The organism is Mesorhizobium sp. WSM4906 (genome assembly GCF_029674625.1).
Lineage (GTDB): Bacteria > Pseudomonadota > Alphaproteobacteria > Rhizobiales > Rhizobiaceae > Mesorhizobium.
Map to the genome: position 1 here is coordinate 1,083,263 of NZ_CP121355.1, position 22,568 is coordinate 1,105,830.

Sequence of the window (22,568 nt, forward strand, 5' to 3'; positions counted from 1 at the left end):
GCGCCGAGGGTCGACCCCCACTCCGTCGAGCTGCGCTCGACACCTCTCCCCCGATCGACGGGGGAGAGGAAGGGCGCCAAGCCTCAGATCGCCGTGAAAGCGTTATCCACGAAGAGATGCGCGCCGTTGACGAAGCTGGATTCGTCGCTGGCCAGGAACAGCGCGGCTTTCGCCACCTCCTCCGGCTCGCCGATGCGACCCTGCTGCGCGGCCATGGCGGCATCTGAAACGTCGACGCCGAGCTTGCCGAGATCTGCGACCTCGCGCAGGCCGTGCGGCGTGCGGATGAAGCCGGGACAGACGGCGTTGCAGCGGATGTTGCGGTCGCGGAATTCCACCGCGATGGCGCGGGCGAACATGTGGCAGGCGCCTTTGGTGGTGTCGTAGAGCACTTCGTTGGGCGTCGCCGCCACCGCCGAGATCGACGAGGTGCAGACGATCGAGCCGCCGCCGGCGGCGATCATGCCGGGCAGCACCGCGCGGGTCATCAGAAACATCGAGCGCACGTTGACGGCGTGCAGCCAGTCCCATTCCTGCAAGGTCGTCTCCAGGAAAGGCTTTATCACGATCGTGCCGGCGTGGTTGAACAGCACGGTGACCGGACCGAGTTTGGCTGTTGCCGCCTTGACCGCGGCTTCGACCTGCGTTTCGTCCGAGACATCGGCCACGAAATGTTCGGCGACATGGCCACGGGCACGGATCGCCGCGGCGGTCTTGCCGGCCGCCTCGCCATTACGGTCGATGATCGCCACCTTGGCGCCTTCGGCCGCGAACAACTCGGAAGCCGCTCCGCCCATGCCCGTCGCGCCGCCGGAAATGATAGCGACCTTGCCCGCCAGCCTTCCACCCATGTCGTCTCTCCATCGTGTTCCGAGGGTTTTCGCTTGTTCGGTGCCGATGCTATCCCCGGCATCCGGGATGACCAAGCTTTGTCGAACAAAGGGCTTTTTGGCCTCGGAGGGTCGCTCCGATCGACCGACTCCAGGTCGGGCCAGAGGCTGGCGCTACACGCACCGAGGGGTGGCCCTTTTTTCGAGGGCAAGAAAAACCACCTTAGGCCGGAATCTGAGAACGCTGTTTCAAAAACTTCCCAAAAATAGCAATCGACAAAGTCTACTAACTTTATAGATTAATGGCCGAGACGGAGGCTCGACCATGACCTACATGCAGAACGCTCAGCGCAAGGGCCAGAGGCTGACCGCCGGTGAGAGCTGGAGGCCCGCCTATGGCGGCACCTTCGCCTATCTCGTCTTCGCGCTGGCATTCGTGTTCACCGGCGCGGTGGTGCTGGGTCTCATTCCCTGAGCGAAAGCGGGCTGAAGCTCGCCGTCAAGACAATCTGAGTTTGAGTAGTCGGAGCAAGAACTGGCCAAGCGCCGGAGCGTTTTCGCACGCCTGCGTCTTGGATGGAGCGGGGCAACCCAACGTGATGGAGGCGATGGCAATGCCGATCGAGTTCACGCATGTTCCCGGTAAGCCTGCCAATGGCAGCTTCTTCTATGATTTCGCCGAGACGGCGACCAAGCTGTCGCTGATCGAGGACGCCGGCTTTCGCAAGCTGGTGGTCGACGATCCGGCCGGCCTGCTCACCAATATGGACATCGCCGCGCAGACGCTCGAGCGCACGGCGTCGCTGGAAGTCGTGCTGACGCATTGGGCCGGCGTGATCGAACCGACCGTGGCGGCAAGGCAACTGGCGGCGCTCGACGCGAAGAGCGGCGGCCGCCTGTCGCTCAGGATGCTGAGCGAGCCGCTCGAAGACAGCGACGCCGAGGCGCGTCCTGTCGGCCACAGCGTGGTCTGGCAGCGCATCGACGAATATCTGGTGCTGTTGAAGCGCCTGTGGTCGAACGACAAGCCTTTCGACCATGAGGGCGCATTCTACAGCGTCAAAGGCGGTTACGTGCCGCGCAAGGGTCCGCATGGCGCTGACCTGATCATCCGTCTCGGCGGCCAGTCCGGCACCGCGCTGAAGGTCGCCGGCCGGCACGCCGATGTCTTCGAACTGGCCGCCGGCTCGCCGGACGAGGTTGCGCAGCTGATGCAGCGCGTGCGCAGCGCCGCCGCCGAGCATGGCCGCTCGGGAAAACTGCGTTTCGCCCTGCCCGTCCGTATCCGCTCCGAGGGGTGGTCGGAAGCAACCGATCACAAGGCGATCGAGGTCGTGGGGCCGCCGGCGCGGCTGGCGCTTTCGCTGCTGCCCTACGCAGCGCTTGGCATCGAGGAATTCATGATCGGCGGCATCGACCGTCCGAGCGAGATTGCCCGGATCGGGCGCGAGACGGTCACGCTGATTTCGAATTCGCTGGCGCGGCGCGAAGCCGACACACCGCCGCCAGGAACCTTTGCGTCGCGCTCCTTCACCGAGACGCATGTCCGCTGAGATTGCGATCGCTGGTGAGGGTGCCCACGCCGCCGGTCTCACCAGAGCGGCTCACCGTTTCACACTTTTCCTGGAATTGCTCTAAGGATCGACGGACGACGGTGGTTGCGGAACGCAGTCGACGCCATCCATGACATAGTCCGCAAAGAGGAAATCGCGGATGCCGGCGATCCGGCCATTCTCCCAATCGATGAGGATGAAATAGCGCGGCGGCCCGTCCGGGCGGTCCGGGCTGGTGACCAGGATGGCCGGCCGGCCTTCGACGAGGCCGGTGGTGAAATGCCAATGCGTCTCTTCGGAATAGCGGCCAAAGTAATTGCCGACATAGTCCTTGCCTTCGGCGCGCAGCCGGTTGACCAGTTCCAGCTTGACGTCGTCGGCGAGCAGGCCGCGCAAGGTGTCGAAATCCCGGGCGTTGAAGGCCGCGACATAGTCGCCGAGGCGCCGCATGTCCTGCCGGTCGAGCGCCGGGCGCGGCGATGCCGGCCGTGGCGCGGCCGCCAGCTTGCGCAGGCTCTCGCGACCACGCTGCAGCGCGCCCTTGATCGCGGTCTCGGTGGTCTCGAGGATCTCGCCGATCTCCTCGAGGCTGTGGCCGAGCACGTCCTTCAGCACGACGGTGCATCTTTGCGCCGGCGGCAATTGCATCAGTTCGGCGAGACTGGCCTCGGCGGCGATGCGCGCATCGATGGGCGAGTCTTCGTCAGCGATCGTGTCGAGCTCGACCTCGCTCTCCCTCATCCGCGAGCGGGCCCGTTTGCGGAGGAAATCAAGCGCTGAATTGTGCGCGATGCGAAACAACCAAGGTTCGGTCTTTTCGGGCATGTCGCCATTCCTGATCGCCACGAAGCCTTTGGCCAAAGCCTCCTGGACGATGTCCTCTCCGTCGATGACCGATCCCACCATCCGCGAGCAGTAGCGATGCAGCTTGGCTCGCAGGCCGGCGGCTTCGCGCTCGAAAGCGCGAAGCCTGGCTTCGGTCGCCGCAGCGGGATGGTCATGCGAGCCGGTCACGCGTCCCCCTAATGTTCGATCCCGCCAGTGTGGGAATAGGTTGTGTGGCCCATCACGCTCTCGCCGGTTCCATGCTCCATGATCGTCTTCATGTACTCTGCGAAGCGAGGATCGCTGCGGAAGGCGGCGACATCCTCGGCCGAGCGCCATTGCGAGATGTTGACCACCTTGCTGCCGTCGCCGCCGACGACCACGGACGAGGACAGCGAGCCCGGCTGCTTGCTGAAGAAGTTGCGCGTCCCTTCGGCAAGCACCTTAGCGAGGTCCTGCTGCTTGCCGGGCCTGGCGGTAAAGACATTGATCAAGGTCACTGCGGTCGACATGGCTTGGCTCCGTCTGTCCTGGTGGCGGAGGCCGTCGCGGCTTCCGCTATCGTCACAACCGTCAAGACGAAGACGATGCCGGGAACGGAACGGTGCACGCAAAAAAATTCTGACCGTCGTCAAATGACGGTCAAAGGGCCAGCCACACAAGTGCCATCGATCGGCAATGCACGAGAAAAATTCCTGCCCGCCGTTCCGAAAGGCATTCGTCCTTCGTCTTGGCGGGTGCCGATGCTTCCAACGCCGGCATCAACCAAGGGAGAAGCAAATGTCGATCCTGTCATCCATCGGTCGCCTGGCGACCGAATACGCGGCTGTCCATGCGCGCTATCGGGCGGCGCGGACACTCTATTTGCTGCCGATGGACATCCGCAAGGATATCGGCTGGCCGGAATTCGGCGATCCCGGCGATGCGGAGCGCTTCAGCCCGCCCCGTTTGCGAGCCGCGACAGCGCGGTGACGACGGTTTCCGAATCCGCCAGCGCGCCGAAGACGCCGTCCTCGACCGTCACCATGTGGAGCGCGGCCTCGTGCGCCTTTTGGTCGCCGCTGGCGCAGGCATCTGCGATCGTCAGGCACTGGAAATTGCGGTCGCAGGCCTCGCGCAAGGTGGTGTGCACGCAGACGTCGGTCGTGCAACCGGCGAACAGGAGATGTGTGATGCCCCGCGCCCTCAGGATCAGTTCCAGATCCGTATAGGTGAAGGCGCCGTTGCAGGTCTTGTCGACGACGATGTCTTGCGGTTTGATCTCAATGTCGGCGACGATCTGGAAGCCGGGGCTGGAACGCAGCAGGATGTCGGTGCCGTCCAGTCCCGCCCGCTTGCGGCGCCATTTCTCGTAAGGCGTCATGTCGGCCATGTCGGCGCGGTAGCCTTGCCTGGTGTGGACGACGGTCAGGCCAGCGGCGCGGGCGGCCGCAATCAGCCGGTTCACCGCCGGCAGGATTGCCCTCAGCGGCGACGGATCATAGCCTTTCCTGGCGAAGTAACCTGTCGGCGATAGGAAATCCTCCTGCAAGTCGATCACCAGCAAGGCGGTGTTTTGCGGCACCAACCGGCCGTCATACGGGAAGTCGAATGGTGTTGCCTCGATCATCGCCCGATGCCCTTGCTTGCCGTCCGCATCGTGGCTCAGCGACGGCGGGGCCGTCCAGACCTCACAATGCTCAACTCATCACGCCAGGGCAATGGCGCGATTTGTTGATAAATAAAATCACCTTTATAGTTGACTAGGTAACTCATGTTTCCTAGTCAACCGACGTTGGCCGCCCGGCGACAGCCAGGCAACGGCGGCTTGGAGACGGATGTTGACCGGAACTGGTGCCCAAACAGCCTTTCATGTCGACGCGGTACGCTTTGCCGTCGGCGAGCGCACGCTGCTTGGGCCGGTCTCGTTCCAATTGCAGCGCGGGCGCGTTTACGGGCTGATCGGCCATAACGGCTCCGGCAAGTCGACGCTGATCAAGCTTCTGGCACGGCAGCAGCCGGCAAGCTCCGGCGACATCCGCTTCGCCGAACGTCCGCTCGCCGGCTGGGGCGCGCGCGAGCTGGCGCGGGCGCTGGCCTATCTGCCGCAGACGACGCCGGCGGCAACCGGCCTTACTGTGCGCGAGCTGGCGGCGCTCGGGCGTTATCCCTGGCATGGCGCGCTCGGCCGGTTCGGACCGGAAGACAAAGCCCATGTCGAGGAGGCGCTGGCGCTGACCGACATGAGCGCTTTCGCCGACCAGCTTGTGGACGAGCTTTCCGGCGGCGAGCGGCAGCGTGCGTGGCTCGCCATGCTGGTGGCGCAGAATGCCGGCGTCATGCTGCTCGACGAACCGATTTCGGCGCTCGATATCGCGCATCAAGTCGAGGTGCTGGCGCTGGTCAAGGACCTCAGCCGCAGGCGCGACCTTTGCGTCGTCGTGGTGCTGCACGACCCCAACATGGCGGCGCGCTATTGCGACGAGCTGATCGCGCTGAAGGAAGGCCGGCTCTTAAGGCGCGGCACGCCGGGCGAGATCATGCGGGGCGACGTGCTCAAGGACATTTTCGGCGTCGAGATGGGCGTGCTCGAGCATCCCGTCACCGGCCTGCCCATCGGTTACGTGCAATGATGAAGCGAGGACGAGCCTTGTCCCGGAACATTTTTCTCGCGGCGTTGGCCGCATCGGTCATTCTTTCGACAGGCGCGGCCACGGCGCAGCAACCGCCGGCGACGCCGGCGCCGGCCGCGCAGGTACCGGCGATGCAACCGCCGGCGGCCGCCTCGAGCGCCGCACCACAGCCGGCGGGGCCGGGCACGCAGCCCGGCCGGAGCGCGGCGGTCGGCGGGGAGGCGCCTTCCGCCATTTCGCTCACGCTGCCGCATGATCTGTCGCCCTGGGGCATGTTCATGGCGGCCGACATCGTCGTCAAAGCCGTCATGGTCGGGCTTGCCTTTGCTTCGCTGGTCACCTGGACCATCTGGCTCGCCAAATCGCTCGAGATTCTCGTCGGCAAGCTCAGCGCTCGCCGCGCGGCCGTTGCCATCGGCAATGCCGCGACGCTGATGCAGGCGGGCCGCGCGCTTGGCCACGGCAACGGTCCTGGAGCGCTGCTGGTGCGCGCGGCCGAGGAAGAGCGCGCGCTGTCGGCCGGCGCGCTGGACCATGCCTCGGGCGACGGCCTGAAGGAGCGCGTCACCTCCAGGCTGTCGCGCATCGAGGCGGCAGCCTCGCGGCGCATGTCGCGCGGCACAGGCCTGCTCGCGACCATCGGTTCGACGGCGCCCTTCGTCGGCCTGTTCGGCACCGTCTGGGGCATCATGAACGCCTTCATCGGCATCTCGCAGGCGCAGACCACGAATCTGGCGGTGGTCGCGCCGGGCATCGCCGAAGCGCTGCTCGCCACGGCGATGGGCCTGGTGGCCGCAATCCCGGCAGTGGTGATCTACAATGTCTTCGCGCGATCGATAGCCGGCTACAGGCAGATCCTCGCCGACGCCTCGGCTGGGGTCGAGCGACTGGTCAGCCGCGACCTGGATTTTCGCACCGTGCCGCCGGCAACGGCGATGGCGGCGGAGTGAACGGCTATGGCGGCGCGGATCCGTGAAGCGGCCGGCGACGATCTCGAGGAGAGCCACGAGATCAACGTCACGCCGTTCATCGACGTCATCCTGGTGCTCTTGATCATCTTCATGGTGGCGGCACCGCTGGCGACCGTCGACATCAATGTCGACCTGCCGGGCTCGACAGCAACGCCGGCACCCAGACCCGAGACACCGCTGTTCCTGACGCTGAAGAGCGACCTGACTTTAGCCATCGGCAATGACAGCGTGCCGCGTCCCGCCTTTGCCGAGGTGCTCGACAGCCGCGCCAAGGGCGACAAGCAGACGCGCATCTTCCTGCGCGCCGACAGAAATGTCGGCTATGGCGAGCTGATGGACGTCATGAACCTGCTGCGCGCCGCCGGCTATCTCAAGGTCGCGCTGGTCGGCCTCGAGACGACATCGGGCGCTGACGGCACGGCTCCGGCCGCGGGCGGAAGCCCTGCGCCAGCGGCAAGCGGGAGCCCGGTCCCATGACCCAAGCGATCGCCGCCTTGTCCTCCAAGCCGCGGCTCGGCATAAGCGAAGCCGGTCTGTGGACAAGCGCGGCCGCGATCATTCTCGCCGCGCATGTCGCGGTCGCCTATGCGGTGCAGAACCTCAGCCTCGCCGAGGCGCCGGATGGCGGCTCGCCACCGGCGCTGGCGGTCGAAATGGCGCCGCTCCCGACCACGCCGGCCGTGCCGGAAGAAGTGGCGGCGCTGGATAAGGTCACGCCGGACCAGCCCGACGCGGCGGCGGAGACGGAAACGCCCGCTGAAGTAAAACCGGCGACCGATCCGGTGCCGGCGCCGGTCGCGGAAGAAGCCAAGCCGGTCACGGATCAACCGGTGGAAGCCGACAAGGCGGAAGAGGTCGAACCGGCGGAGCAAACGATAGCGACGCTCAGCGAGCAGCAGCCGTTGGAAGAGGTCGTTCCCGATCCTGTCGAAGCGATCGCGCCCGAGGTGACCGTTCCGCCGCCGCAGCCCAACCCGGTCGAGACGGAAATCAAGGCGAACAAGCCGGTCGAAGCCAAGAAGAAGGCGGAAAGGAAACCGGTCGAAAGACCGAAGCGGCGGTCACGGAAGGAAAAGGCCGAGCCGCCCAAGGCAGTGACGACGGCCAGCATCGACGCCAAGGCCGGCGCGAAGGCCGCGGCGCCGCAATCCTCCGACGCGGCGCCGCGGTCAAGCGTCGGCCCGTCGCGGTGGAATGCCAGCCTACAGGCATGGATCAGGCGTCACACGCGCTATCCGAGCGCGGCGAGGTCCAGGCGAGCCGAAGGCACGCCCAACGTGACCTTCACCGTGGATGCATCGGGCCGGGTGGTTTCCGCCAGGCTGGCAAGGTCATCGGGCGACGCGGATCTCGATCGTGCGGCGCTGGGAGCCCTGCAGGGCGCGTCGGTGCCGGCGCCGCCGGCGGAGCTCGGCCAGCGCGTCACCCGCACGGCGCCGTTCGTCTTCAGTTTGCGGGACTAAACAGAATTGCTCTAGGCCTGCAAGGTGGATGGTGATAGGCGGCCATTAGGTTCGGCTTTATCCAGGAATTGTTCCGAGAACCCTGCCCCAATGGAAGCCAGATGACGATACTCACCCGCCGCAACCTTCTTAAAAGTGCTGCGGCCGCCGGCGCGGCCGGTATCGGCCTCGCGGCCGCTGGCAGGTTTGTCGGCTGGGCGGCGGCGAAGCCCGAGCCGCTGATCCTGAAGACCGCAAGCATCGAGGCGAAGCTGACGGACGGCGCGCCGACGAAGAATGTCCTGACTTATGGCGAGGCAGGCCCGCCGCCGGTCGTCAGGATGAAGAAGGGTGAGCCGTTCGCCGCGCGGCTCGTCAACGGCATCGACGACCCGACCACGATCCACTGGCACGGCGTCCGCGTTCCGAACAAGATGGACGGAGTGCCGTTCCTGATCCAGCCCTATGTCTATCGGGGCGACCATTTCGACTACGCCTTCACGCCGCCGGACGCCGGCACTTTCTGGTACCACCCGCACTGCGACACGCTGATACAGACGGGTCACGGGCTGACCGGCGTGATCGTGGTGGAGAACCCGAACGATCCGAAGTTCGATTCCGAGGTGGTGATCAATCTGCGCGACTGGCGCCTCGGCGACGACGGCCAGTTCATCGAACAGTTCCGGCCGCGCGACGCGGCAAGAAGCGGCACCTTCGGCACGGTTCGCACCGCCAACTGGCTCGACCAGCCGCAATATGACGCGCCCGCCGGCGGCCTGGTGCGGCTGAGGGCCGCCATCACCGACGTCACCCGCATCTATGCCTTCCGCGTCGAAGGAGCCGAGGCGGCGGTGATCGCGCTCGACGGCAACCCTGTGCCGCAACGCTTTGCACCCGACGCCCTGCAGCTTGGTCCCGGCCAGCGGCTGGAACTCGCCATCCGAATGCCGGACGAGGAGGGGGCGATCGTCAGCCTGCGCGACGTCAGGGGGACCAAACCGAAGATCCTGGCGACGTTGCGCGCGGTTGGAAACTCCCTCAAGCGCGACGTCCGCGATCTTGAGCTCCTGGAGGTCAATCCAGTTGCCGAGGTGGATGTCGCCGACGCCAAGCATATTTCGTTGGCGCTCAGCGCCACGGCGGAGAACCTGCCCAGCGACGGCATCTGCGGCTCGCTCGGCTACAGCTTCTGGGCGATCAACAAGGTGCCGTGGTCGGGCGACACGCCCGATCCGACGGCGCCCCTGGCGGAACTGAAGCTCGGCAAGAGCTATGTCATCGACATGGAGAATCTCACGCCGCACTCGCACCCCATCCATCTGCACGGCATGAGCTTCAAGGTGCTGTCGTCCTCGACGCGGCAAGTCCAGCCGCTCGTCTCCGACACCTATCTCATCCAGCCGAACGAGAAGGTTCAGTTGGGCCTCGTCGCCGACAACCCCGGCGACTGGCTGCTCCACTGCCACATCATCGAGCACCAGAAGACCGGGATGACGAGCTACTTTCGGGTGGTGTGAAGATGGCAATGAGTCTTGCCGCGCTCTGAAGTTTTCGTGAGCGCCGTCCGCTTGACTCGATTCTCCGATTACCTAGCTGTGCAGGAGGCGTCAGGGGCGCCACGAAATCCGACAGCAGGCATGACATCTTTCCGTGTTCGAAAGCTCGCCCTTCTTCTGCCCGCGGGCATCTCAATCCTGTCTTCCTGCGTCATTCCCGACGATACGTCGCGGGTCGCGCAGGAGGACGCCACCGCCGCCGCCGCCCGCAGGGAGATGGTCGGCCTCAGCGAGGCCGACATTCGCATGTGCGCCGGCTTTCCGACCGCGACGGCCGACGTGGGGCCTTCCGGCCAGATCTGGACCTATCAGCGCACCGTGCAGCGCGGCAATCTCAGCATCGCGGTGCCGACCATGGCCGTGGGCGCGATTCCCGCGGTTGGCGGTTCCGTCAACGTCGCGCCCGGCGGCTATTGCAACACGCAGATCCGCATGCTCAACGGCCACGTCGCCGAAGTCGCCTATGCCGGCGACAACAACCTGCCGAACAGTCGCGATGCGCTCTGCGTCAGCACGGTGGATGCCTGCGTGGCCTATGCGCGCCAACGCAACCTGGGGGCGACGGCCATATCGAGGTGAGCCAGGTGGGTCTCAACGCCCGCCGGGATGGGTGGCACCGGACTTGTTCTCGGTGGCATGCGGCGAAGTCTGCCGGCGCGCGTCATTCCTGACGTCGGACGCCGACGCGTCCATCAGATTCCTGACCTTGGCGTTGTTGTGCGCGTGGATAACCGCGCGGCTGAAATGGAGCAGGATTCCGAGCACTGACATTGGCAGTTCCTCCATTGAAACGGCTGACAAGTCGGTGGCGGGACGCCCGACAATTGCACCCGGTCTGTTTCGTGGGAATGGCACGGAGAAGGGCCTACCGTTTCCAATTCGTGAGTTTGGAAACACCCGTGCGCGAAGTGGCTCCAAGCGTGTGGCCCTCGGCGGAAAGCCGACCGGACCCGCGGGAGCAGCCCAAACCTATTTGTCGGGCGACGTTGAGCCGTCTTCTGCCAGGGAAACCGGCCGATCCCTGCGCGACTTCAGAAATGACAAGCTGGGCTTTCAGGTTGCCGGTGGAAATATGATCTAACGCTCATATGTGCGGCGGAAAATCAAAAGTGATCATCGGCCGCCCCAAATCGTCCCGAATCCATAGGTCTTTCGGCCCAATTCGAGACGAAGGAGAGGTCGAATGAAATTGTCCATTTTTGCTCTCGCCGGCGCCATGCTGGCACCGATGGCCGCGGTGCAGGCGGCGCCAATGCTCGCGGCGCCGGACAGAGACAGCCTGGTTCAAGAGGCGCATGTGACATGCGCCTACCTGACCGAGGACGGTTACTGCGTGCGGCCGCACAAGAAGCACACATACTGGAAGCCCAGGCACCACTACCGGCAGATCTACCGCACCTATGAGCCGCAACCCGACGAATATTACTGGCGCTATCAGCGGCCGCAGCCGATCATCCGGGTCATACCCAATTATCCGCGGCAGGATGAAGATGACTGGGACGATTGGGACAATTGAGGCTCTCTGAGGCCGAAAAGCTGTCCTGCGTTTTGCAGGACGCTCGCAGGCCTCGCGGGCTGTAACCGATCGGCGGATGCATGGCCGGACAGTCGTCCATGCGTCCGCAACCCGCGTTTCTCGCCTACCAGCCGAAGAGCAGGGCAGCGCCGCTCTGCCCGTCGCCGGCCTGCGCGACGTTGGCGTCGGTGTTTCTGCCGAACTGGAAAATGCCGTAGGAATTGTCGTTGCCGTCCTGCCGCAGGACAGTGGAATGTCCGCTGCCCTCCTGTCGAATTACGCCGAGGTTGCCGGCCCCGTCCTGACCGATGCCGGCAAGGTTGTTCCGCCCGAGCTGTCTGATATGGGCGCCGCTCCGCAGCCCGTTGTAGGCCGAATAGGCGCGCAGACCGAGATCCAGCGCCCGCGCATCGCGGGCCGTCCGTGGCGAGTAGTAGAACCCGATCGAACCTCCCGTCTCTGCCGGAGCGGCAACCAGAGGCAGACCGATGACCGCGGCGAGGGCGGCGGCGTGGACGAGCTTTGTGATCCGGCGGTTCATGATGCCTCTCCTTGTGGCTTCGATCATTTGATGAGCCACAGTCGCACAGCGAAGCTGAACCGTGACGGAAGGGGTCGTTCAGCAGCCGTTCAAGACTGGGGCGGTTCAACCTTCCCGGTGGAAATGGCGAAGGGCTCCGGTCGCCCGGAGCCCTCCTTTCGATCTGCGAAGAAAGCGACGCTCAAGTTGCGCCGGGCACCTGCTTGACGCAGCTGACGCTCATGCCGCCCGCGGTCACTTTCAGCTTGACCTCGTAGGCGGCGCCACTCGCCCCGACGCTTATCCGGCCGAGCGATGCGGGACTGCCCGGGCGGGCTTCGAAGGCTCCGCCCTGCCGGATGTTGGCGGAGCCGGACGTGCCGCCGCCGGAGACGCTGACCGTGTACGTGCCGCTGATGCTCCTGTCGGCATAAGCCAGGGGTTCCAGGAGGATGGCGTCGCCTTGGAGCGTATCTCGTATCTCGCATCGCAGCGGCCCGGAATTCGCACCATCCTTGCCGGCCGTCGCGCCGGCTGCGCCGGCGGCGATCGCGGCTAGAAGCGTGGCCGATGCCACTGCCTTTCGCTTGTCCAATCTGGTCATGGATGATCTCCTCGCCATGTCAGGACGATGGCCGGTAATGGCATTGCCGGCCATCATGGCTCAGGGGCAGTCCTGGACGAAGGCGGCGACGTTGCCGCTGCCACCCTGGCTGACGTCGGCGTTGCACCCGTGGCCGACCTGGACGCCGGCGGCGATGTTGCCGTTGCCGTCCTGGGTCAGGATCGCGGTGTGGTTCGAGCCGAACTGGGCAATGCCCGCGGCGTTCCGGCTGCCGTACTGATAGGTCGCGCCGTAGTTGTTGACGCCCTGCTGCCCGATCACCGACCGGTTGCGATGACCATATTGCTGGCCGATGGCGGTGTTGAAGCGGCCATCCTGGTAGACGTGTATGCGGTTGCGGTAGCCGTGCTGGGCGCCGCCGGCGGAATTGCGCCAGCCATATTGTTCGATGTTGACGTCGTTGGCCATGGCGGGCGCAACAGCGGTGAACCCGACGACGGCGGCAAAGGCTGCTGCGATGATCGATATGCGGGTCATGGGACTTCTCCTTCGATGCGGCAGGGGACCGCGGGTTGAACGGCCCCTTTGTAGGAGGTTGGCCCGGAACGGAGGCTGAAGGCTCCGTTCAGCGAAAATTCATGACGGTTCGTTCGGACGCTTCAGAGTCCCAGCAGCCTTCGCCATCCGATCCGGCGAGATCACAATTCAGGACTCAGGACGTTTCGCTGCCGAGGCGTTTGACCGAAAATCAGCGCTGGAGAGATGGCGCCGCCGGCGCACCGAACCTCATGCGGCGGAAACAAAAGTGGTTTCCGGGCCGATCTAAATTTCGGAGGTTGCTGGCTCTGGGGTTTGCGGTGCAGGGCCGGCACCGCGGCTCGCAGGATTCGGCTGGTGGAGCTGAGGGGGATCGAACCCCTGACCTCATCATTGCGAACGATGCGCTCTCCCAGCTGAGCTACAGCCCCGTTCCAGCGGATCGGCTTGTATCGGTCGCGGCGGTTTGATGTCAAGGCGAAACGGTTGCCCCGACGCGATGCGCCGTGGTTGGCGGGCCTTGCCGGTTCGCCGAGCAATGGCTACATGTCGGCGACAATTTGGAGACCGGCATGATCGCCCTCATTCAAACCATCGTCGTGGCGCTCGACCTCTATTGGTGGGTCATCATCGCCTCGGCGATCTTTTCCTGGCTCTATGCCTTCAATGTCGTCAACTCGCGCAATCAGTTCGTCGACACCATCGCCAACATGCTCTACCGGCTGACCGAGCCGGCGCTCAGGCCAATTCGCCGCTTCATGCCCGATCTCGGCGGCATCGACATCTCGCCGATCATCCTTCTTCTGATCATCTTCTTCATCCGGCAGTTCCTGCTCACGACCGTGCTGTCGCTGGTCGTCTGAGGACCGGTCGGTCGATGAGCGCGCCGTTTCGCCCGCGCGGGGATGGCATCGACCTTCATGTGCGGCTGACGCCGAAGGCGGCGCTCGACCGGATCGAGGGCGTCGAGACGGCCGCGGACGGACGCAGCCATCTCAAGGCTCGCGTGCGCGCCGTGCCGGAGAACGGGGCCGCCAATGCGGCGTTGGAAAGGATGGTGGCCAAGGCGCTCGGCGTGCCGGGGTCGTCGGTTTCGGTGGTCGCGGGCGGCACGTCGCGGCTGAAGACGGTACGGGTCCTGGGCGATGCGGGCGCGCTGGCTAAGAATGTAGAGGCATTCGTCCGCCGTTGAAATAGATCGACGAAATTTCCAAAGTTGGTGCTGCCCCTCATTGCCCTGCCGGGCATTTCTCCCCGTATAGTGACCGATAGCGTGCATGGCGGCTTGGCGCATGCATTGTCTGATATAGCGCTGGTCGACCCCCACTCCGTCTCGGCTTCGCCGAGCCACCTCTCCCCCGATCGACGGGGTAGAGGAAAGGCGCCAAGCCTTTTGCCGTCAACGCTCGTCCAGCAAGGCTCCCTTCCTTTCCCTCCGGAGGGGGGAAAGGTGGCGCTGCGAAGCAGCGACGGATTGGGGGAACCACGTGGCAATCAAGCCTCAGGTCGATCAGTAGTCACAGAAGATGTGTGCATAGCGTAGCGTAAACGGGGAGAAGGTGCCGGCAGGCGGATGAGGGGCAGCGCGGCGGTTGGAGATTGAGCAGCTTTTGCCTGCCGCAGACAAAAGTTAATGCTCAATCCCCCAGCGGCAGCTTCGGGTCGTCGACCTTCAGCGTGTTCACGCTCTGCTTGATGCGGCGCAGGTTCTCCAGCACCTTCGGCCCGCGCGATTCCGCTACCGTGGTGGCGATCATGTCGACTATGGCGAGCAGCGCGTAGCGCGACGAGGTCGGCTTGTAGATGTTGCCGTCCTCGAAAGGCTGCAGGAAGATCACCGTGTCGGCGACCTTGGCCAAGGCGGAGTCCGGCGCGGTGACGGCGACGGTGGCGGCGCCATATTGCTGCGCGACCTCGACCGCCTCGATCACCGAGCGCGCATAGCCCGAGACCGAGAAGGCGACCAGCGTCGTCTCCGGCGTCGCGACCGCGGCATACATGCGCTGCAGCTGGCCGTCGATCTGCGCGAGCGCCGACAGCCCCAGCCGGAACAGACGGTTCTGCATCTCCGTCGCCATCATCGAGGAAATACCGCCGGAGCCGATGCAAAGCACGTTGCCGGAGCCGGCGATGCGGGCGGCCACGGCCATCAGCGTCGTCATGTCGAGGTTCTCGCCGGCGCGCTGGATCGCGGCGATCGCCGCTTCGGTGATCGCGGAAGCGATGCGCTGTTCGCGCGCGTCGCGGCTCAGCGGCTCCGGCGACAGATACTGGCCGCCGATGGCGATCGCCTGCGCCAGATAGAATTTGAAGTCGCGCAGGCCTTCGCAGCCGAGATTGCGGCAGAAGCGGGTCACTGTCGGCTCGCTGACACTGACCCTCGCGGCAATCTCCGAGATCGCCGCCTTGGAGGCGAAATCGAGATCGGAAAGCACGAGACCGGCTAGCCGGCGGTCCGACTTTGTGCCGTCCTGTGACATCAATTGCAGACGGGTGATGATGTCGGCCGGCGTCTTCATGTCTTGATCATCACAGGGGCAGGCCCGTCGCCTTGTCGAAGAGGTGGATGTTGCGCGGGTCGACGCTCACCGGCAGCCTGTCGCCGGGCTTCACCTGCAGCCGGTCGCGGAACACGGCGCGCACCGTATCGTCGCCGACCGACCCATAGACATGGGTTTCCGAGCCGGTCGGCTCGACGACGTCGACGTCGATCGCGATGGCGTCTTCGGCGGCGCCGATGACGAAATGCTCGGGGCGGATGCCGGCTTCGACCGTGTCACTGCCGGATGCTGCCTTGCCGGCGAGCGCCAGCCGGCCGCCGCCTTTGGTCTCGAACCAGGACTTGCTGTCGGCGGTCTTCAGCGCGCCGGACACAAAGCTCATCGACGGCGAGCCGATGAAGCCGGCGACGAACTTGTTGGCCGGACGGTCATAGAGCTCGAGCGGCTGCCCGACCTGCTGGATGCGGCCGCGGTCCATCACCACGATGCGGTCGGCCATGGTCATGGCCTCGATCTGATCGTGGGTGACATAGACGATGGTCGATTTCAGCCGCTGATGCAGCGCCTTGATCTCGGTGCGCATCTGCACGCGCAGCTGCGCGTCGAGGTTGGAGAGCGGCTCGTCGAAGAGAAAGACCGAAGGCTCGCGCACGATGGCGCGGCCCATGGCGACGCGCTGGCGCTGGCCGCCCGACAACTGCCTCGGATAGCGGTCGAGATAGGAAAAGAGGTTCAGCACGCCTGAAGCCTTCTTGACCTTGTCGTCGATCGCCGCGCGGCTTTCACCCCGGATTTTAGGCCCGAAACCGATATTGTCGGCCGCCTTCAGATGCGGGAACAACGCGTAGGACTGGAACACCATGGCGATGTTGCGCTTCTGCGGCGGCAGGTCGTTGGCGCGCGTGCCGCCGATCACGAGATCACCGGAGGTAATCGTCTCCAGTCCGGCCAGCATGCGCAGCAGGGTGGATTTGCCGCAGCCGGACGGGCCGACCAGCACGACGAACTCGCCGCTCTTGATCTCCAGGTCGATGTCCTCGAGGATTTTGTGCTGGCCGAAGGATTTCGACAGGTTGCGAAACAGGACGTCGGTCATGGTCACGCTCCCAAAATATCGTCGATGAAAGGCAGGTAGCCGGCTGTCAGTCCGGCGTCCACCGGCACCACCGCGCCAGTTATGCCGGATGCGCGGTCTGAGGCAAGGAAAGCCACGGCCTCCGCCACCTCCGACGCGTTGACGATGCGGCCGAGCGGATAGAGCCGCTTCAGCCGGCCGAGGATCTCGGGGTCCTTGGCCAGGCGATGGTCCCAGGCGGCGGTGCGGATCGAGCCCGGGCAGACGACATTGGCGCGAACGCCGCTGCGGCCAAGCTCGACGGCGATCGATTTGGCGTAGGCGTTGATGCCGGCCTTGGCCGCGGCATAGGCGGGGTTGCCGAAATGCGAAATCGCGTTGACCGAAGAGATGAAGACGACGCTGCCCGAACCGCGCCCGGCCATTGCCTTGATCAGCGGATCGGCGAAGGTCATGACGCCGGTGAGATTGAGGTCGAGCTCCTGCTCTATTTTCTCAGTCGTCAGCGCCCTCAAGGTTTCGGCGCGCGTCCAGCCGGCATTGTTGATCAGGATGTCCGGCACGCCGTCGCTGTCGAGCAGCGCCGGGATCGCCAGCTCGATCGAGGCGCGGTCGAGCAGGTCGAAGACGTGGCGCGAGGCGATTTGCGGGCTGGCGAGCGCTTCGGCCGACTGGTCGCAGCCGACGATGCGGGCGCCACGTTCGGCCATCAGCGCTACGATCGCCGAGCCGAGGCCGCCGCCGGCGCCGGTGACGACAACGGTCTTGCCCTCGAAATCGGCCTTCGACATCACGATACGCGCTCCTCCGCCACGTCAAACAGCGCTGGAACGCTATCCAACGAAATGTAATTAAGCAACATGATAAACCGCTTGCATCGGCGAGAACGGCAGATAATGTAGGAAAGTCACATAAATCCTGAGCCCATCAGGGCCAGGCGCGAATGCGCATCAATGGGAGAAATCAGATGAGCCTTGCGAAATGGACTGTCGGCCTGTTGGCCGGAATGAGCATGCTGGCGTTTGCCGCGCCGGCCGATGCGGGCGAGGTGCGCGTCACCGTCGCCGAATACAGCGCCAAGACCGGTCCTTATTTCGAAGCGGTAAAGAAGGAATTCGAGGCGGCCAATCCGGGCATCACCATCAAGTATGAAGTGGTGCCGTGGGATGTGCTCCTGCAGAAGCTCACCACCGATATCACTGCCGGCACCAATGCCGATCTGTCGATCATCGGCACGCGCTGGCTGATCGACTTCGTGCAGCAGGATGTGGCCGAGCCGCTCGACGGCTACATCAAGCCCGAGTTCAAGGATCGCTTCATCGACACCTTCCTGCAGCCCTCGATCATGAACGGCCACACCTACGGCCTGCCGATCGCCGCTTCGGCGCGCGCCATGTATTACAACAAGGAGCTGTTCGAGAAGGCCGGCATCGCCAAGCCGCCGGCGACCTGGACCGAGCTGCAGGAGGACGCCCGCAAGATCAAGGGCGTCGGCGCCTTCGGTTTCGGCCTGCAGGGCAAGGAGATCGAGACCGACGTCTATTACTATTACGCGATGTGGTCGCAAGGCACCGAGATCCTGAACAAGGACGGCACGTCCGGTTTGAGCACGCCGGGCGCGCTCGAGGCCGCCAAGCTCTACAAGTCGATGATCGACGAGGGCCTGACCGAGCCGGGCGTGACCTCCAACAACCGCGAGGACGTGCAGAACCTGTTCAAGCAGGGCAAGGTCGGCATGATGATCACCGCGCCCTTCCTGTCCAACCAGATCAAGGAGGAAGCGCCGAGCCTGAAATATGGCGTCGCCGCCATTCCCGCCGGTCCGACGGGCGCGCGCGGCACCTATGGCGTCACCGACTCCATCATCATGTTCAAGAACTCCAAGAACAAGGACGAAGCCTGGAAGCTGCTCGACTTCCTGTTCACCAAGGAGCAGCGCGCCAAGTTCACGCAGGGCGAAGGCTTCCTGCCGGTGAACAAGGAAGAGGCGAAGATGGACTATTACGTCAACAACGCCGATCTCGCCGCCTTCACCGCGCTGCTGCCCGACGCGCGCTTCGCGCCGGTCATTCCGGGCTGGGAGGAGATCGCGCAGATCACCTCGGACGCCATGCAGAAGATCTATCTCGGCAGCGCCGAGCCGGAGGCTGCCCTGAAGGAAGCGGCGGCCAAGGCCAATGGCGTGCTGAAGAAATAGGGCGTATCTCCCTGCGCCCGTGGCGCGCCCCGCCCCGTCGGGGCGCGCCACACTTTTAGAAGAAGCAGTAGCGGCCCTCCGCATACAAATGGTGAAGACCCAGGGCATCGCTTCGGACAAAGGACAAATCGTCGATGTCGGCGCTGCCCCTCATTGCCCTGCCGGGCATTTCTCCCCGTATAGTGACGGGGAGAAAGAGGCCGGCAGCAACGCTGGCGCATTTCCTGCCACGTTGGCGATTGGCGAAACCGGTGGTGAAAGCGTCCCTCTCCCCGTCACTATACGGGGAGAGGATGCCGGCAGGCAGGTGAGGGGCAGCGCAAACGCCGGCGAGGAATGCAAATCCTGAAGCAATCGCCTGGGAAGAACGAGAGCCAAGCTGGCATGCCAGCGAAATTCAAATGGGGGGACGTGCCTTGAGCACCAATACCGCTGCCACTGCAGTCTACCCCCAAAGCAGTACAAACCAGCCGATGCAAAGCCGTATCCTGCCCTATTTGTTGACTTTGCCCAGCCTTTTGCTGGCGGCGGTGGTGATCTTCTGGCCGGTCTGGGATCTGGTGCAGATCTCGACGCATGACGTGAATCGCTTCGGCCAGCTGCGCGACTTCAGCGGCCTGGCCAATTTCTGGGCGCTCGCCGCCGATCCCGACTTTGTCGCAGCACTCTGGCGCACAGGCTTATGGACCGTGCTGGTGGTCGGCGGCGCGCTGCTTCTGTCGATCCCGGTGGCAATCATCCTCAACAGCGATTTCTATGGCCGCGGGCTGGCGCGCGTCATCATCATGCTGCCCTGGGCGGTGTCGCTCACCATGACGGCCGTGGTCTGGCGCTGGGCGCTCAACGGCGAAAGCGGCATGCTGAATTCGGCGCTGATGAAGCTCGGCCTGATCAGCCAGAACATCCAGTGGCTGGCGAGCGCCGAGACGGCTTTCCCGATGCAGGTGCTGATCGGCATCCTGGTGACGGTGCCGTTCACCACCACGATCTTCCTCGGCGGCCTGTCGTCCATCCCCGACGATCTCTATGAGGCGGCGGCGCTCGAAGGCGCAACACCCTTTCAGCAGTTTCGCGAGATCACCTTTCCGCTGCTAAAGCCGTTCATCAACATCGCGATCGTGCTCAACACGATCTACGTGTTCAACTCCTTCCCGATCATCTGGGTAATGACGCAGGGCGGGCCGGCGAACTCGACCGACATATTGGTCACGCATCTCTACAAGCTCGCCTTCCGCATCGGCAAACTGGGCGAGGCCTCGGCGGTGTCGCTGGTGATGTTCGTGATCCTGCTCATCTTCACCATGATCTATGTACGCCTCGCCATGCGGGAGCAGCGCGCATGAGGAACGGCAAGCTGAGACGCACGATCATCGCCTGGCTGCTGCTTGCGCCCCTGATCGTGGTGACGATCTTTCCCTTCGCGGTGATGTTCCTCACCGCGATCAAGCCGCGGCCGGAGGTGCTCTCGCCGACCTGGTGGCCGAGCGAGTTCCGCTGGTCGAATTTTGCCGACATGTGGGTGGCGACCGGCTTCGGCCAGGCGCTCGTCAACTCGCTCTACGTCTCGGCGCTGGCGACGATCGGCGCCATACTGATCTCGGTGCCGGCGGCCTACGCCATGTCGCGTTTCCGCTTTGCCGGCTACGGCGCCTTCCGCCAGTTCCTGCTGATCTCGCAGATGATCTCGCCGATCGTGCTGGTGCTCGGCCTGTTCCGGCTGATGGCCGCCTGGGGGCTGGTCGAAAGCACGACGGCGCTCGGCTTCATCTACATGGCCTTCAACGTCGCCTTCACGGTGTGGATGCTGCAGAGCTATTTCGACACCATCCCGCGCGATCTCGAGGAGGCGGCCTGGATGGAGGGCGCCGGGCGATGGCTGACGCTGCGAAAAGTGTTCCTGCCGCTCTGCCTGCCGGCGATCGCGGTGACGGCGATCTTCACCTTCATCAATGCCTGGAACGAGTTCGTCGTGGCGCTCACCATGCTTCGCAGCCAGGAAAGCTACACGCTGCCGATCCAGGTTTTCTCGCTGGTGGCCGGCCGCTACACGATCGAATGGCACCATGTCATGGCGGCCACGCTGCTCGCGACCTTGCCGGTGGCGATCCTGTTCATCTGGCTGCAGCGCTACCTCGTCCGGGGCCTCGCGCTCGGAGCGGTCAAATAGCAATCCCAGCAATTCCAGGAAAAGCGTGCAGCGGTTTCCGCCCGGAATTGCGACAAACGAAGAGTCCTTACGGAGTTTTGATGCGCATCTTCACCGCCTCGCTGGCGACGGAAACCAACACCTTCTCGCCGGTGCCGACCGACCGGGCCTCGTTCGAAATGGCCTTCTATGCCGGTCCCGGAAAGCATCCGGAGACGCCGACGCTCTGCTCCTCGCCGATCGTGGCGCTGCGCAAGCGCGCGGCCAAGGAGGGGCTGACCGTCATCGAAGGCACCGCCACCTGGGCGGAGCCGGGCGGCCTGGTGCAGCGGCAGACCTATGAGGCGCTGCGCGACGAAATCCTCGATCAGCTCAAATCCGCCCTGCCGGTCGATGCGGTGATCCTCGGCCTGCATGGCGCCATGGTCGCGCAAGGCTATGACGACTGCGAAGGCGATCTGCTGGAGCGCGTGCGCGCCATCGTCGGGCCGAAGGTGGTGATCGCCTCGGAATTCGATCCGCACAGCCATCTGACGCCGAAGCGCGTCGCGGCTTGCGATGTCATGGCCTATTTCCTCGAATTCCCGCACACCGATTTCTACGAACGCGGCGAGCATGTCGTCGAGCTCGGCCTGGCGGCGGCGCGCGGCGAGATCAAGCCGGTGATCTCCACCTTCGACTGCCGCATGATCCAGGTGCTGCCGACGAGCCGCGAGCCGATGCGTTCGTTTGTCGACAAAATCAAAGCGCTGCACGGCAAGGACGGCGTGCTGTCGGTTTCGGTGGTCCACGGTTTCATGGCCGCCGACGTACCGGAGATGGGCACGCGCATCCTGGTCATCACCGATAACGACAAGGCAAAGGGCGATCGGCTCGCCGAGACGCTGGGGCGCGAGCTCTATGCGCTGCGCGAGAAGACGGCGATGACGATGCTTTCCGCGTCCGCCGGCATCGAGCGGGCGCTTGCCGTGCGCGCGGAGCGCCAGGACAAGCCGGCGGTGATCGCCGACATCTGGGACAATCCGGGCGGCGGCGTGCCGGGCGACGGCACCATCGTGCTGCGCGAGCTGTTGGCGCGCGGCGTCGGCAAGGTCGGCGTAGCAACCATCTGGGATCCGATCGCGGTGACGTTCTGCCAGGCAGCGGGTGAGGGCGCCGTCATCGACCTGCGCTTCGGCGGCAAGGCCGGCCCCCAGGCCGGCGAGCCGATCGACGCGCGCGTCACGGTGCTGAAAGCGATCAGCGAAGGCTGGCAGAGTTTCGGGCCGAGCCGGGTGACTTTGGGGCCGGCTGCCGTGGTACGCATCGAAGGCACCGAGGTCGACGTCATCCTCAACACCAACCGTACCCAGACCTTCGAGCCGGACATTTTTTCCAACATCGGCATCGATCCGATGTCGAAGCAGATCCTGCTGATCAAGTCGACCAACCATTTCTACGCAGGCTTCGCGCCGATCGCCGCCGAGATCATCTACGTCGCGGCGCCGAGTTCTTATCCGAGCAACCCGGCGGTGACGGACTATAAGAAGCTGAAGCGGCCGATATGGCCGAGGGTGGCTGATCCGTGGAGCGCCTCTCCTTCTCCCCTTGTGGGAGAAGGTGGATCGGCGCGATAGCGCCGAGACGGATGAGGGGTGTTCCAGCGGAGCGAGACGTCGGCATTCCCTGGAGCACCCCTCATCCGTCGCCTTCGGCGACACCTTCTCCCACAAGGGGAGAAGG

General features: G+C 64.6%; 27 protein-coding genes and 1 tRNA gene. 16 read left to right on the top strand and 12 right to left on the bottom strand.

Annotation, left to right across the window (positions count from 1 at the left end):
- Positions 1-83: 83 nt before the first annotated feature.
- Entirely contained in the window at positions 84-851 is a 768-nt protein-coding gene (locus QAZ22_RS05155) for an SDR family oxidoreductase (RefSeq protein WP_278205922.1), read from the bottom strand.
- Positions 852-1,155: 304 nt separating this feature from the next.
- On the opposite strand from QAZ22_RS05155, the gene QAZ22_RS05160 reads away from it, so the two are divergent.
- Both QAZ22_RS05160 and QAZ22_RS05165 read left to right on the top strand, forming a co-directional pair.
- Complete coding sequence (locus QAZ22_RS05160; protein WP_278205923.1) at positions 1,156-1,305, top strand: hypothetical protein; 150 nt, start codon at positions 1,156-1,158, stop codon at positions 1,303-1,305.
- Positions 1,306-1,444: 139 nt separating this feature from the next.
- Positions 1,445-2,383, top strand: a complete 939-nt coding sequence (locus tag QAZ22_RS05165) for an LLM class flavin-dependent oxidoreductase (RefSeq protein ID WP_278205924.1) — start codon at positions 1,445-1,447, stop codon at positions 2,381-2,383.
- An 81-nt stretch (positions 2,384-2,464) separates the two neighbouring features.
- On the opposite strand, the gene QAZ22_RS05170 is transcribed toward QAZ22_RS05165, so the two are convergent.
- Both QAZ22_RS05170 and QAZ22_RS05175 read right to left on the bottom strand, forming a co-directional pair.
- The gene (locus QAZ22_RS05170) at positions 2,465-3,397 is read right to left on the bottom strand and encodes a sigma-70 family RNA polymerase sigma factor (RefSeq protein WP_278205926.1); all 933 of its coding nucleotides are present in this window, start codon (positions 3,395-3,397) and stop codon (positions 2,465-2,467) included.
- Positions 3,398-3,405: 8 nt separating this feature from the next.
- Positions 3,406-3,720 (bottom strand): antibiotic biosynthesis monooxygenase, encoded by a 315-nt coding sequence (locus QAZ22_RS05175; RefSeq protein ID WP_278205927.1) that lies wholly within the window; start codon positions 3,718-3,720, stop codon positions 3,406-3,408.
- Between the two features lie 268 nt (positions 3,721-3,988).
- Here QAZ22_RS05175 and QAZ22_RS05180 point away from each other — a divergent pair, with 268 nt between their 5' ends.
- The gene (locus QAZ22_RS05180) at positions 3,989-4,180 is read left to right on the top strand and encodes a hypothetical protein (RefSeq protein WP_278205928.1); all 192 of its coding nucleotides are present in this window, start codon (positions 3,989-3,991) and stop codon (positions 4,178-4,180) included.
- Here the strand turns inward: QAZ22_RS05180 and QAZ22_RS05185 are convergent.
- A complete protein-coding gene (locus QAZ22_RS05185; protein WP_278205929.1) occupies positions 4,143-4,817 on the bottom strand; it encodes an isochorismatase family cysteine hydrolase in 675 nt (224 codons plus the stop codon). The genes QAZ22_RS05180 and QAZ22_RS05185 overlap by 38 nt on opposite strands.
- A gap of 208 nt (positions 4,818-5,025) precedes the next feature.
- On the opposite strand from QAZ22_RS05185, the gene QAZ22_RS05190 reads away from it, so the two are divergent.
- The 6 genes from QAZ22_RS05190 to QAZ22_RS05215 all read left to right on the top strand — a co-directional run bounded on the left by QAZ22_RS05190 (position 5,026) and on the right by QAZ22_RS05215 (position 10,368).
- A complete protein-coding gene (locus QAZ22_RS05190; RefSeq protein WP_278205930.1) occupies positions 5,026-5,820 on the top strand; it encodes an ATP-binding cassette domain-containing protein in 795 nt (264 codons plus the stop codon).
- 17 nt (positions 5,821-5,837) lie between these two features.
- Positions 5,838-6,770, top strand: a complete 933-nt coding sequence (exbB, locus tag QAZ22_RS05195; RefSeq protein WP_278205932.1) for a tonB-system energizer ExbB — start codon at positions 5,838-5,840, stop codon at positions 6,768-6,770.
- A 6-nt stretch (positions 6,771-6,776) separates the two neighbouring features.
- The gene (gene exbD / locus QAZ22_RS05200; RefSeq protein ID WP_278205934.1) at positions 6,777-7,268 is read left to right on the top strand and encodes a TonB system transport protein ExbD; all 492 of its coding nucleotides are present in this window, start codon (positions 6,777-6,779) and stop codon (positions 7,266-7,268) included.
- A complete protein-coding gene (locus QAZ22_RS05205) occupies positions 7,265-8,254 on the top strand; it encodes a TonB family protein (protein WP_278205935.1) in 990 nt (329 codons plus the stop codon). The genes exbD and QAZ22_RS05205 overlap by 4 nt, the downstream gene beginning before the upstream one ends.
- 101 nt (positions 8,255-8,355) lie before the next feature.
- Positions 8,356-9,750: a multicopper oxidase family protein gene (locus QAZ22_RS05210; protein WP_278205937.1), complete on the top strand. Its 1,395-nt coding sequence runs from the start codon at positions 8,356-8,358 to the stop codon at positions 9,748-9,750.
- A 120-nt stretch (positions 9,751-9,870) separates the two neighbouring features.
- Positions 9,871-10,368 carry a hypothetical protein gene (locus QAZ22_RS05215; protein ID WP_278205938.1) on the top strand — a complete coding sequence of 166 codons (498 nt, stop codon included), beginning with the start codon at positions 9,871-9,873 and terminating at the stop codon, positions 10,366-10,368.
- Between the two features lie 12 nt (positions 10,369-10,380).
- On the opposite strand, the gene QAZ22_RS05220 is transcribed toward QAZ22_RS05215, so the two are convergent.
- Complete coding sequence (locus tag QAZ22_RS05220) at positions 10,381-10,560, bottom strand: hypothetical protein (RefSeq protein WP_278205940.1); 180 nt, start codon at positions 10,558-10,560, stop codon at positions 10,381-10,383.
- A 412-nt stretch (positions 10,561-10,972) separates the two neighbouring features.
- Between QAZ22_RS05220 and QAZ22_RS05225 the strand changes: the two genes are divergently transcribed.
- Positions 10,973-11,305, top strand: a complete 333-nt coding sequence (locus QAZ22_RS05225) for a hypothetical protein (protein ID WP_278205942.1) — start codon at positions 10,973-10,975, stop codon at positions 11,303-11,305.
- Positions 11,306-11,429: 124 nt separating this feature from the next.
- Here the strand turns inward: QAZ22_RS05225 and QAZ22_RS05230 are convergent, their stop codons facing one another.
- The 4 genes from QAZ22_RS05230 to QAZ22_RS05245 all read right to left on the bottom strand — a co-directional run bounded on the left by QAZ22_RS05230 (position 11,430) and on the right by QAZ22_RS05245 (position 13,358).
- Positions 11,430-11,846: a curlin gene (locus tag QAZ22_RS05230; protein WP_278205943.1), complete on the bottom strand. Its 417-nt coding sequence runs from the start codon at positions 11,844-11,846 to the stop codon at positions 11,430-11,432.
- Between the two features lie 181 nt (positions 11,847-12,027).
- Complete coding sequence (gene csgH, locus QAZ22_RS05235; protein ID WP_278205944.1) at positions 12,028-12,429, bottom strand: curli-like amyloid fiber formation chaperone CsgH; 402 nt, start codon at positions 12,427-12,429, stop codon at positions 12,028-12,030.
- Positions 12,430-12,489: 60 nt separating this feature from the next.
- Positions 12,490-12,927 (bottom strand): curlin, encoded by a 438-nt coding sequence (locus QAZ22_RS05240; protein ID WP_278075958.1) that lies wholly within the window; start codon positions 12,925-12,927, stop codon positions 12,490-12,492.
- Positions 12,928-13,282: 355 nt separating this feature from the next.
- Positions 13,283-13,358: transfer RNA gene (locus tag QAZ22_RS05245), tRNA-Ala, on the bottom strand.
- A gap of 141 nt (positions 13,359-13,499) precedes the next feature.
- Here QAZ22_RS05245 and QAZ22_RS05250 point away from each other — a divergent pair.
- Together QAZ22_RS05250 and QAZ22_RS05255 are read left to right on the top strand one after the other, a co-directional pair.
- Positions 13,500-13,790 carry a YggT family protein gene (locus QAZ22_RS05250; RefSeq protein WP_040974546.1) on the top strand — a complete coding sequence of 97 codons (291 nt, stop codon included), beginning with the start codon at positions 13,500-13,502 and terminating at the stop codon, positions 13,788-13,790.
- Positions 13,791-13,804: 14 nt separating this feature from the next.
- A complete protein-coding gene (locus QAZ22_RS05255) occupies positions 13,805-14,119 on the top strand; it encodes a DUF167 family protein (RefSeq protein WP_278205946.1) in 315 nt (104 codons plus the stop codon).
- Between the two features lie 445 nt (positions 14,120-14,564).
- Here the strand turns inward: QAZ22_RS05255 and QAZ22_RS05260 are convergent, their stop codons facing one another.
- The 3 genes from QAZ22_RS05260 to QAZ22_RS05270 are packed head-to-tail and all read right to left on the bottom strand — an operon-like array spanning position 14,565 to position 17,294.
- Entirely contained in the window at positions 14,565-15,446 is an 882-nt protein-coding gene (locus QAZ22_RS05260; RefSeq protein WP_278205947.1) for a MurR/RpiR family transcriptional regulator, read from the bottom strand.
- Between the two features lie 10 nt (positions 15,447-15,456).
- A complete protein-coding gene (ugpC, locus tag QAZ22_RS05265; protein WP_278205948.1) occupies positions 15,457-16,524 on the bottom strand; it encodes a sn-glycerol-3-phosphate ABC transporter ATP-binding protein UgpC in 1,068 nt (355 codons plus the stop codon).
- A gap of 2 nt (positions 16,525-16,526) precedes the next feature.
- Positions 16,527-17,294, bottom strand: coding sequence for an SDR family oxidoreductase (locus tag QAZ22_RS05270; RefSeq protein ID WP_278205949.1), 768 nt, complete (start codon positions 17,292-17,294; stop codon positions 16,527-16,529).
- Positions 17,295-17,470: 176 nt separating this feature from the next.
- On the opposite strand from QAZ22_RS05270, the gene QAZ22_RS05275 reads away from it, so the two are divergent.
- From QAZ22_RS05275 to QAZ22_RS05290, 4 genes are all read left to right on the top strand, one after another.
- Positions 17,471-18,700 carry a sugar ABC transporter substrate-binding protein gene (locus QAZ22_RS05275; protein WP_278205951.1) on the top strand — a complete coding sequence of 410 codons (1,230 nt, stop codon included), beginning with the start codon at positions 17,471-17,473 and terminating at the stop codon, positions 18,698-18,700.
- A gap of 473 nt (positions 18,701-19,173) precedes the next feature.
- The gene (locus QAZ22_RS05280; RefSeq protein WP_278205952.1) at positions 19,174-20,043 is read left to right on the top strand and encodes a sugar ABC transporter permease; all 870 of its coding nucleotides are present in this window, start codon (positions 19,174-19,176) and stop codon (positions 20,041-20,043) included.
- Positions 20,040-20,867, top strand: a complete 828-nt coding sequence (locus QAZ22_RS05285) for a carbohydrate ABC transporter permease (RefSeq protein WP_278205953.1) — start codon at positions 20,040-20,042, stop codon at positions 20,865-20,867. The genes QAZ22_RS05280 and QAZ22_RS05285 overlap by 4 nt, the downstream gene beginning before the upstream one ends.
- 80 nt (positions 20,868-20,947) lie before the next feature.
- Positions 20,948-22,462 (top strand): M81 family metallopeptidase, encoded by a 1,515-nt coding sequence (locus tag QAZ22_RS05290; protein WP_278205954.1) that lies wholly within the window; start codon positions 20,948-20,950, stop codon positions 22,460-22,462.
- Positions 22,463-22,568: the final 106 nt, after the last annotated feature.